This is a genomic window from Citrobacter sp. wls757 (assembly GCF_005280935.1).
Lineage (GTDB): Bacteria > Pseudomonadota > Gammaproteobacteria > Enterobacterales > Enterobacteriaceae > Citrobacter > Citrobacter portucalensis.
Map to the genome: position 1 here is coordinate 164,483 of NZ_SZWU01000034.1, position 9,225 is coordinate 173,707.

The following is a 9,225-nucleotide window of genomic DNA, read 5'->3' on the forward strand; positions in this document are numbered from 1 at the left end:
GATGGGTCTGGGGCTTTGGTTTTGCGCCTGCGGACTATCAGCAGGGGCAGAGCTATCGCATTATTTATCTGCACGTTCCGGCGGCAATCTGGTCGATGGGCATTTATGCCTCGATGGCTGTTGCCGCGTTTATCGGCCTGGTCTGGCAGATGAAAATGGCCAATCTGGCGCTGGCTGCGATGGCGCCGATTGGTGCAGTGTTTACCTTTATTGCGCTGGTGACCGGCTCCGCATGGGGCAAACCGATGTGGGGAACCTGGTGGGTCTGGGATGCCCGACTCACCTCTGAACTGGTGCTGCTGTTTCTCTACGTGGGCGCCATTGCGCTGTGGCATGCCTTTGACGACCGCCGTCTGGCAGGTCGTGCCGCCGGTATTCTGGTGCTGATTGGCGTGGTCAACTTACCGATTATCCACTACTCGGTTGAGTGGTGGAATACGCTGCATCAGGGTTCTACCCGCATGCAGCAAAGCATCGATCCGGCGATGCGTACGCCGCTGCGTCTGGCAATCGTCGGCTATCTGTTACTGTTTGTCACGCTGGCGCTGATGCGCATGCGTAACCTGATTTTGATGATGGAAAAACGCCGCCCGTGGGTGAGCGAACTGATCTTAAAAAGAGGCCGCCAATGACCCCTGCATTTGCATCATGGAGTGATTTTTTCGCGATGGGCGGCTACGCCTTGTATGTCTGGCTTGCCGTAGCGATGAGCGTTATCCCGCTGGTGGTGCTGGTACTGCATTCCGCGTTACAACATCGCGCAATTTTACGCGGTGTGGCGCAGCAGCGGGCGAGAGAAGCGCGTATGCGTGCGGCGCAAGTGCAACGGGAGGCGGCGTGAATATTCGACGTAAAAATCGGTTATGGATAGCCTGTGCGGTACTGGCGGGTCTGGCGTTGACCATTACGCTGGTGCTTTATGCGCTGCGTTCTAATATTGACCTGTTCTATACACCGGGAGAGATACTCTACGGTAAGCGCGAAACGCAGCAGATGCCCGAAGTCGGTCAGCGCCTGCGCGTGGGCGGAATGGTGATGCCCGGTAGCGTAAAGCGCGATCCGCAGTCGTTGAAGGTGAATTTCAGTATCTATGACGCCGAAGGTGTGGTGGATGTCACCTACGAAGGCATTCTGCCGGATCTGTTCCGCGAAGGGCAGGGTGTCGTTGTTCAGGGCGAACTGGACGAAGGAAATCATGTGCAGGCCAAAGAGGTTCTTGCCAAACATGATGAGAATTACACCCCGCCGGAAGTCGAAAAAGCGATGCAGGAAAACCATCGTCGCCCGGAAAGTGTTTATAAGGATAAAACGTCATGATGCCTGAAATTGGCAATGCGCTGTTGTGCCTTGCGCTCGGCGTGGCGTTACTACTGTCGGTCTATCCGCTGTGGGGCGTAGCGCGCGGCGACGTGCGAATGATGGCCTCCGCGCGGCCTTTTGCCTGGGTTCTGTTTATCTGCGTGATGGGGGCGTTCCTGATTCTGGTCAACGCCTTCGTGGTTAATGACTTTACCGTCACCTACGTTGCCAGCAACTCCAATACCCAGCTTCCGGTCTGGTATCGGGTGGCAGCAACCTGGGGTGCCCATGAAGGCTCTCTGCTGCTATGGGTATTGCTGATGAGCGGCTGGACGTTCGCCGTTGCGGCGTTCAGCCAGCGAATGCCGCTGGACATCGTTGCTCGCGTGCTGGCGGTGATGGGGATGGTAAGCGTTGGCTTTCTGCTGTTTATTCTGTTTACCTCCAACCCGTTTGCCCGTACGTTGCCCAACTTCCCTATTGAAGGGCGCGACCTGAACCCGCTGTTGCAGGATCCGGGGCTGATTTTCCATCCGCCGTTGCTGTACATGGGGTATGTCGGCTTCTCCGTGGCCTTCGCGTTTGCGATTGCCGCGCTAATGAGCGGACGACTGGACAGTACCTTCGCCCGTTTTTCGCGTCCGTGGACGCTGGCGGCGTGGGTGTTCCTGACGCTGGGTATTGTGCTCGGTTCGGCCTGGGCCTATTACGAGCTGGGCTGGGGCGGTTGGTGGTTCTGGGATCCAGTTGAGAACGCCTCGTTTATGCCATGGCTGGTGGGAACGGCGCTGATGCACTCGCTGTCGGTAACCGAACAGCGTGCCAGCTTTAAAGCCTGGACGCTGCTGCTGTCAATCTGCGCATTCTCGCTTTGCCTGTTAGGTACTTTCCTGGTGCGCTCCGGCGTGTTGGTATCGGTGCATGCCTTCGCCTCCGATCCGTCACGCGGGATGTTTATTCTGGCCTTTATGGTATTGGTGATTGGCGGCTCCCTGCTGCTGTTTGCGGTGCGCGGTCACAAGGTCCGTTCACGGGTAAACAACGCGCTGTGGTCGCGTGAATCTCTGCTGTTGGGCAACAACGTTCTGCTGATTGCCGCCATGCTGGTGGTGCTCTTGGGCACGCTGCTGCCGCTGGTGCACAAACAGCTGGGTCTGGGCAGCATTTCGATTGGCGAACCGTTCTTCAACACCATGTTTACCTGGCTGATGGCGCCGTTCGCGCTGTTGCTGGGAATTGGGCCATTAGTGCGCTGGGGCCGTGACCGACCGCGTAAACTGAAAACGTTACTGATTATCGCGTTTGTCACCACGCTTGTTCTGTCGCTGCTGCTGCCGTGGTTGTTTGAGGATCGCATTGCCGCTATGACGGTGGTAGGGCTGGCGATGGCATGCTGGATATTCGTGCTGGCGATGTCCGAAGCATTCCTGCGTGTTTCCCGCGGAACGAAATTAACACCAAGCTATTGGGGCATGGTGTCGGGCCACGTTGGGCTGGCGATTACTATTGTCGGTATTGCCTTCAGCCAGAACTACAGCGTTGAACGCGATGTGCGCATGAAAGCAGGTGATAGCGTTAGTATCCATAACTATCAGTTCACGTTCCGCGAAGTGAAAGATATTACCGGACCTAACTACCGGGGCGGTGTCGCCATTATTGGCGTTACCCGAGATGGTAAACCGGAAGCCACGCTGCATGCGGAAAAACGCTTCTATAACAGCACCAGTTCGATGATGACCGAAGCGGCAATTGACGGCGGATTCACGCGCGATCTGTACGCCGCGCTGGGTGAAGAACTGGATAACGGCGCATGGGCTGTGCGTCTGTACTACAAACCGTTTATTCGCTGGATTTGGGCCGGAGGATTGCTGATGGCGCTGGGCGGATTGTTCTGCCTGTTTGATCCACGCTATCGTCAGCGCGCGCGTCCTCGCGCCGCGGTGCAAAAAAATGCGTCGGAGGCTGTATGAAGCGCAACGCACTGTTAATTCCGTTTATTATTTTTCTGATCATTGCGGCGGCGCTGCTGTGGCAGCTGGCGCGTAACGCTCAGGGAGACGATCCCACGAATCTGGAATCGGCGCTGATCGGCAAACCCGTTCCGACATTCCGCCTGGAGTCGCTGGAGAATCCGGGTCAGCATTATCAGGCCGATGTGCTGACTCAGGGCAAACCGGTACTGCTGAACGTCTGGGCGACCTGGTGCCCGACCTGTCGCGCCGAACATCAGTATCTGAACCAGCTATCTGCACAAGGCGTGCGGGTGGTGGGTCTGAACTATAAAGACGATCGTCAGAAAGCCATTGTCTGGCTAAAAGAGCTGGGCAATCCTTACTCATTAAGCCTGTTTGACGGCGACGGTATGCTCGGTCTGGATCTTGGCGTGTACGGCGCGCCGGAAACGTTCCTGATCGACGGTAAAGGTATTATTCGCTATCGCCATGCTGGTGATTTGAATGCCAGGGTGTGGGAGAGCGAGATCAAACCGTTGTGGGATAAGTACAGTAAGGAGGCTGCGCAATGAGATTTTTACTGGGCCTGCTGATGCTGGTTATCTCGGGATCTGCGCTGGCGACCATCGATGTGATGCAGTTTAAGGATGAAGCGCAGGAGCAGCAGTTCCGTCAGCTTACCGAACAGCTGCGCTGTCCTAAATGTCAGAACAACAGTATCGCCGATTCTAACTCGATGATTGCCACCGACCTGCGCCAGAAAGTGTACGAACTGATGCAGGAAGGGAAAAGCCAGAAAGAAATTGTCGATTATATGGTGGCGCGCTACGGCAACTTTGTCACCTACGATCCGCCGTTGACGCCGCTTACTGTGCTTTTGTGGGTGATGCCGGTGGTAGCGATTGGTTTGGGCGGCTGGATTATTTTTGCCCGTACTCGCCGACGCGTCCGGGTGAAGCTGGAAGAGTTTCCTGACGACGTTATCCCGGATGGCAAGCGCGGTGGATTTGGGTTGTTTGTGCCCGGCATCGTGGTGGCGCTGATCGTTGGCGCGGTGAGCTATTATGAAACCGGCAGCTATAAGCAGGTTCAGGTCTGGCAGCAGGCCACCGCTCAGGCTCCGGCGCTGCTGGAACGCGCGTTGGATCCGAAAGCTGACCCGCTCAATGAAGAAGATATGACACGTCTGGCGCTGGGGCTGCGCACGCGTTTACAAGCCGATCCTACAAACGTTGAAGGTTGGATCATGCTTGGGCGTATTGGCATGGTACTCGGTAACGCCAGTATGGCCACTGAAGCCTATGCCAATGCCTATCGACTGGATCCTAAAAACAGCGATGCGGCGCTGGGTTATGCGGAAGCACTGACCCGTTCATCCGATCCTGACGATAATCGCAGGGGAGGGGAGCTGTTACGCCAGCTGGTGCGCGGCGAGCATGCCAACGTGCGGGTTCTCAGCATGTACGCGTTTAACGCTTTTGAACAGCAGCGCTTTGGTGAGGCGGTTGCGGCATGGGAGATGATGCTGAAATTATTACCGGCCAATGATACCCGTCGGGCGGTGATAGAACGCAGCATTAAGCAGGCGATGGAGCAGCTAACGCCGCAGGAGAAGTAAGAGTCCAGATTGCCCGAAGGCGTGCTGCTTTCGGGCCTGTGCGAGCTTTGTAGGCCGGATAAGACGCTGTTGCGTCGCCATCCGGCATCTCATTGATTACTGCATGCCGCGTGTTTGCAAAAACAGGATGGTGGCAGCAACGCGAGAACGCACGTTGAGTTTGCGCAGCAGGTTACGAATATGCACCTTCACCGTCTGTTCGGAAATATTCAGTACCGACGCAATCTGTTTATTCGACAGCCCCTGAGCCAGCTCGTGTAACACATCCAGTTCGCGTTCGGTGAGAATGCTGAATGGATCTTCCTGCGCACCAAACAGGTCACGTTCGCGCAGATATTCGCTAACACGAGCGCTAAACGCTTTACCACCTTTGGCGCCGTTACGAATGGCTTCCAGCAAGACTTCGGGATCGCTATCTTTCAGTAAATAACCATCCGCGCCGGCATCAATTAAGGCGTACACATCGCTGGCGGCATCCGATACGGTAAGAATAATAATTTGCGCGGTGACGCCGTCCCGACGCAGCGCATTCAGGGTGTCCAGCCCGCTCATACCTTTCATATTGAGATCCAGCAGGATCACATCAAGGTCCAGACGGTTTGCCAGATCGATAGCACTTGCGCCGTCGCCTGCTTCAGCGACTACGTCAAATGCGGGATCCAGTTGCAATAATTGACTAATTCCCCGCCGCATGAGTGGGTGGTCGTCGACAATCAGCACCCGAAAAGGCGTTACTTCAGGCATACTATTCTCCTGAGCTTTTATTAGTATCATTATTGTTTTCAGCGCATCAATCGTCCAGATTCATCGCGCTGATGAGAGGATGAATTTTACCCCAATTTGTGCATGGGTAAGTAGTAAAACCTGTGCTGAAGGCTGCTGTAAAACTCAGGAATGCGGAATCGCAGACATAAAAAAACCAACCACAAGGGTTGGTTTTTTTGGGGATTTTTGGTCGGCACGAGAGGATTTGAACCTCCGACCCCCGACACCCCATGACGGTGCGCTACCAGGCTGCGCTACGTGCCGACGCTATGGCTGCTAATACTACTGCTTTCCGCTACGAATGCAAGAGGATGCCTCACTAACTGATTTATAATTAATCAGTTAGCAATAAATCGTTTCTCATCCGTCAGAACCTGTAGCAGCAGGCTGAGCTGCGGTTTCTGATCTTTTATTTTCTCGCCACGTAAATCATAGGTCTGATAATTTCCGTTGTTGTTCAGCACCAGCGTCATCTCTGGCGTAGTCACTGCCATCGTGCTGCCGTCGGCGGCGGTCACCCAGTAATGGCGACGTGTAGCATTGAACAAATCCTGCCCCTGCGAGTATTCGTTAGCCGGCGTGCTGACGTGCAGCAGGCGCTGCATCAGCGTCGTCATCAGGTCTGTATGATCGGTCAGGCTATTGATACGCTGGGCAGGTGTTCCCGGCCAGTGAATAACCAGAGGAACCTGCAGATGACCGCGCGACCAGGCAAAGTTGTTCTCTTCCTGAGTCAGCGGCACACCGCGACCCGCGGTAATAATCACCACCGTGTTGTCCAGTTTACCCGAGTCGCGCAGGGCGCTAAGAACACGGTTAATATTGGCATCCACATCCTGAGCGGCGCTGGCGTAGCGTTTGGCAAAGTTCTTCTGGTTACTGTCATCAAGGTTTGTCCCGTTAAAGGAGACCCAGGAGAACCAGCGATTATCTTCCTGCGCGTAGCGTCCCAGCCAGTTAATCCATTGGCTTGCGGTTTGTTCGTCTGATTGCGTTTGCACGCTCGGCATGGAGAAATCTGACAGTAGCGCCTGACGATAAAGCGGGCTGGTAAAGCCATCCGAGGAGAATAGCCCTAACTGATAACCCTGCTGGTTCAGTGCAGAGATCAGCGCCGCAGGCGTTCGGGTCGACAAAATGCCGTCCATGTAGCTTGGTGATACGCCATAGAACAGGCCAAAGATCCCGTTATCCGTGGTGTTGCCTGAGCTCATGTGACGCGTAAAGGAGATATTCTGCCCGGCGAACTCAGCCAGCGCAGGCATCTGTTTTTCAAAGCGTGAGTAGTTCAGGCCGTCTACGGTGATCAGCAGAACATTCTGGCCGGTGCCCAGATCGCGATAGTGCAGTTCGCTGAGCGGGTACTGCACGGAAACCGCTTCCGGATTACCCTGTTCGATCAGGCGACGCTGATACTCTTGCGCATCCAGCAGGCCATGTTTTTCCAGAAACTTACGCGCCGTCATCGGGTAAGAGAGTGGCAGGTTTGCGCGCTGCATGGTAATCGGGCGATAGAAATTGGCATCTGCCCAGATATACACCACATGCGAGGCGATAAAAGAAACGAAGAAGAATGCCGCTAACGGTTTGGCGAAATGGCGACGACGCGTCAGGCTGCGCAGCTTTTGCCAGCTCCAGGTCGCAAACAACATTTCTATTAACAGGATAACCGGCACGCTGATAAACAACAGTTGCCAGTCACGCGCCGCTTCGTTCTGGTCAGGATTAATGACCAGTTCCCAGACGATCGGGTTAAGGTGCAGGTGGAAGCGGGTGAAAACTTCGCTGTCGATTAACAACAGCGTCATGCCAGCCGTCGCCAGAATAGCTGATAAGAATCGCATCAGCCTCTGGGACATGACGATAAACGTCAGGGGAAACAGGATTAGCAGATAGGTGGCAAACACCAGAAAGCTAAAATGCCCGACAACGCTCAGGTAGGAATATACACGACCTGCAAGGGTTGTCGGCCAGTCGGCGACAAACAGGTAACGGCTACCGAGAACCATGGCCAACAGAATGTTGAACAAGGCAAACCAGTGCCCCCAGCTAACCATCTGGGAGACTTTCTCACGGTAGCGCTGACGATGAGTTACCATAAACTGTTGTTCGTTTCCCCGGAGCAGGCTCTTAATGCGCTTGGTCGTCGTTTACCGAAGACTGCAATGCGCGGGCAAAAGAGTTGGCAATCGCCTGGCGCTGGGCCGGTGCGATGCTTGTATTGATAAGGTTAGTCACCATGTTTCCCAGAACCATCAGGGAAAGGTCGGTCGGCGCCTTATGTTTTTCCAGTACGTTGAGCATCTCATTCAGCAGTTGTTCAACGTGTTCGTCACTATAGCGGGAAATTTGTGGCATAAATCGAAATCAGTCTGTTCATGAAAGGGCAACATATTACCGTACAGACAGTTTTTTTTCTGCTTTTTTATCTTCTATTGCGTCACTGCCCGGCAGGTGGTTGAATACCGCCCGGTCTAAAAGGAGAGTTTATCATGAGTCTGGATATCAACCAGATTGCCCTGCACCAGCTTATCAAACGTGACGAGCAGAACCTTGAGCTGGTCTTGCGCGATTCATTACTGGAACCGACAGCGACGGTTGTCGATATGATGGCTGAGTTGCATCGGGTGTATAGCGCCAAGAATAAAGCCTATGGCCTGTTTAGCGAAGAGAGTGAACTGGCGCAAACGCTGCGTTTACAGCGTCAGGGTGAAGAGGATTTTCTGGCATTTAGTCGTGCCGCGACCGGACGCTTGCGGGACGAGCTGGCGAAATATCCTTTTGCCGACGGCGGTATTGTCCTGTTCTGCCATTACCGCTATCTGGCGGTAGAGTATCTGCTGGTCGCCGTGCTGAACAATTTAAGCAGCATGCGCGTCAATGAAAATCTGGATATCAACCCGACGCACTATCTGGATATCAATCATGCGGACATCGTGGCGCGTATTGATTTAACCGAGTGGGAAACCAATCCGGAGTCCACACGCTATCTGACGTTCCTGAAAGGGCGGGTAGGGCGCAAAGTCGCCGATTTCTTTATGGATTTCCTCGGTGCCAGCGAAGGTCTGAACGCCAAAGCGCAAAACCGTGGCCTGCTGCAAGCTGTCGATGACTTTACTGCCGAGGCGCAACTCGATAAAGCCGAACGCCAGAACGTGCGTCAGCAGGTGTACAGCTACTGTAACGAGCAGTTGCAGGCTGGTGAAGAGATCGAACTGGAGTCGCTGTCTAAAGAGCTTTCCGGCGTCAGTGAAGTCAGCTTCAGCGAATTTACCGCTGATAAAGGCTACGAGCTGGAAGAGAGCTTCCCTGCGGATCGCAGTACGCTGCGTCAGTTAACCAAATTTGCCGGCAGCGGCGGTGGGTTAACCATTAACTTCGACGCTATGTTACTGGGTGAACGTATTTTCTGGGATCCGGCGACGGACACCTTGACCATCAAAGGTACGCCGCCGAACCTGCGCGACCAGCTGCAGCGCCGCACGTCTGGCGGGAAATAAAACCGTGTGCCGGGTGAGAGCGTTAACGCCTTATCCGGTCGACGAGAACCATCAGTATCGATGACAAAACCCCATAAAAAAACCCCGCCTT

The 9,225-nt window shown here is 54.5% G+C and carries 10 protein-coding genes and 1 tRNA gene; 7 read left to right on the plus strand and 4 right to left on the minus strand.

What is annotated here, in order from left to right; translation table 11 throughout:
• The 6 genes from FDW94_RS09215 to FDW94_RS09240 form a co-directional block, all read left to right on the plus strand.
• On the plus strand, nucleotides 1–632 hold a 632-nt coding region (locus FDW94_RS09215), incomplete at its 5' end, for a heme ABC transporter permease (RefSeq protein WP_249358370.1).
• A complete protein-coding gene (gene ccmD, locus FDW94_RS09220; RefSeq protein WP_020996676.1) occupies nucleotides 629–841 on the plus strand; it encodes a heme exporter protein CcmD in 213 nt (70 codons plus the stop codon). The genes FDW94_RS09215 and ccmD, both read left to right, overlap by 4 nt.
• Nucleotides 838–1,317, plus strand: a complete 480-nt coding sequence (gene ccmE, locus FDW94_RS09225; RefSeq protein WP_003834619.1) for a cytochrome c maturation protein CcmE — start codon at nucleotides 838–840, stop codon at nucleotides 1,315–1,317. Before ccmD ends, ccmE begins: the two co-directional genes overlap by 4 nt.
• Nucleotides 1,314–3,269 carry a heme lyase CcmF/NrfE family subunit gene (locus FDW94_RS09230; protein ID WP_008785295.1) on the plus strand — a complete coding sequence of 652 codons (1,956 nt, stop codon included), beginning with the start codon at nucleotides 1,314–1,316 and terminating at the stop codon, nucleotides 3,267–3,269. Before ccmE ends, FDW94_RS09230 begins: the two co-directional genes overlap by 4 nt.
• Entirely contained in the window at nucleotides 3,266–3,823 is a 558-nt protein-coding gene (gene dsbE / locus FDW94_RS09235; RefSeq protein WP_003834613.1) for a thiol:disulfide interchange protein DsbE, read from the plus strand. Before FDW94_RS09230 ends, dsbE begins: the two co-directional genes overlap by 4 nt.
• Nucleotides 3,820–4,869: a cytochrome c-type biogenesis protein CcmH gene (locus FDW94_RS09240; protein ID WP_137377473.1), complete on the plus strand. Its 1,050-nt coding sequence runs from the start codon at nucleotides 3,820–3,822 to the stop codon at nucleotides 4,867–4,869. The genes dsbE and FDW94_RS09240 overlap by 4 nt, the downstream gene beginning before the upstream one ends.
• A 96-nt stretch (nucleotides 4,870–4,965) precedes the next feature.
• On the opposite strand, the gene narP is transcribed toward FDW94_RS09240, so the two are convergent.
• The 4 genes from narP to FDW94_RS09260 form a co-directional block, all read right to left on the minus strand.
• Complete coding sequence (gene narP, locus FDW94_RS09245; protein WP_003834605.1) at nucleotides 4,966–5,613, minus strand: nitrate/nitrite response regulator protein NarP; 648 nt, start codon at nucleotides 5,611–5,613, stop codon at nucleotides 4,966–4,968.
• A gap of 208 nt (nucleotides 5,614–5,821) precedes the next feature.
• Nucleotides 5,822–5,898 (minus strand) — tRNA-Pro (locus tag FDW94_RS09250).
• A 74-nt stretch (nucleotides 5,899–5,972) separates the two neighbouring features.
• Nucleotides 5,973–7,733 (minus strand): LPS biosynthesis-modulating metalloenzyme YejM, encoded by a 1,761-nt coding sequence (yejM, locus tag FDW94_RS09255; RefSeq protein WP_057066518.1) that lies wholly within the window; start codon nucleotides 7,731–7,733, stop codon nucleotides 5,973–5,975.
• 31 nt (nucleotides 7,734–7,764) lie between these two features.
• Entirely contained in the window at nucleotides 7,765–7,992 is a 228-nt protein-coding gene (locus FDW94_RS09260) for a YejL family protein (RefSeq protein WP_003027506.1), read from the minus strand.
• A 134-nt stretch (nucleotides 7,993–8,126) separates the two neighbouring features.
• Between FDW94_RS09260 and yejK the strand changes: the two genes are divergently transcribed.
• Entirely contained in the window at nucleotides 8,127–9,134 is a 1,008-nt protein-coding gene (yejK, locus tag FDW94_RS09265) for a nucleoid-associated protein YejK (RefSeq protein ID WP_003027504.1), read from the plus strand.
• The last annotated feature ends 91 nt before the right edge of the window (nucleotides 9,135–9,225 follow it).

Bases quoted from the DNA above. Each gene is read 5' to 3' on its own strand.
- ccmD (WP_020996676.1), top strand. From the start codon at position 629: ATGACCCCTGCATTTGCATCATGGAGTGATTTTTTCGCGATGGGCGGC.
- FDW94_RS09240 (WP_137377473.1), top strand. From the start codon at position 3,820: ATGAGATTTTTACTGGGCCTGCTGATGCTGGTTATCTCGGGATCTGCG.
- yejM (WP_057066518.1), bottom strand. From the start codon at position 7,733: ATGGTAACTCATCGTCAGCGCTACCGTGAGAAAGTCTCCCAGATGGTT.
- FDW94_RS09260 (WP_003027506.1), bottom strand. From the start codon at position 7,992: ATGCCACAAATTTCCCGCTATAGTGACGAACACGTTGAACAACTGCTG.
- FDW94_RS09230 (WP_008785295.1), top strand. From the start codon at position 1,314: ATGATGCCTGAAATTGGCAATGCGCTGTTGTGCCTTGCGCTCGGCGTG.
- narP (WP_003834605.1), bottom strand. From the start codon at position 5,613: ATGCCTGAAGTAACGCCTTTTCGGGTGCTGATTGTCGACGACCACCCA.
- dsbE (WP_003834613.1), top strand. From the start codon at position 3,266: ATGAAGCGCAACGCACTGTTAATTCCGTTTATTATTTTTCTGATCATT.
- yejK (WP_003027504.1), top strand. From the start codon at position 8,127: ATGAGTCTGGATATCAACCAGATTGCCCTGCACCAGCTTATCAAACGT.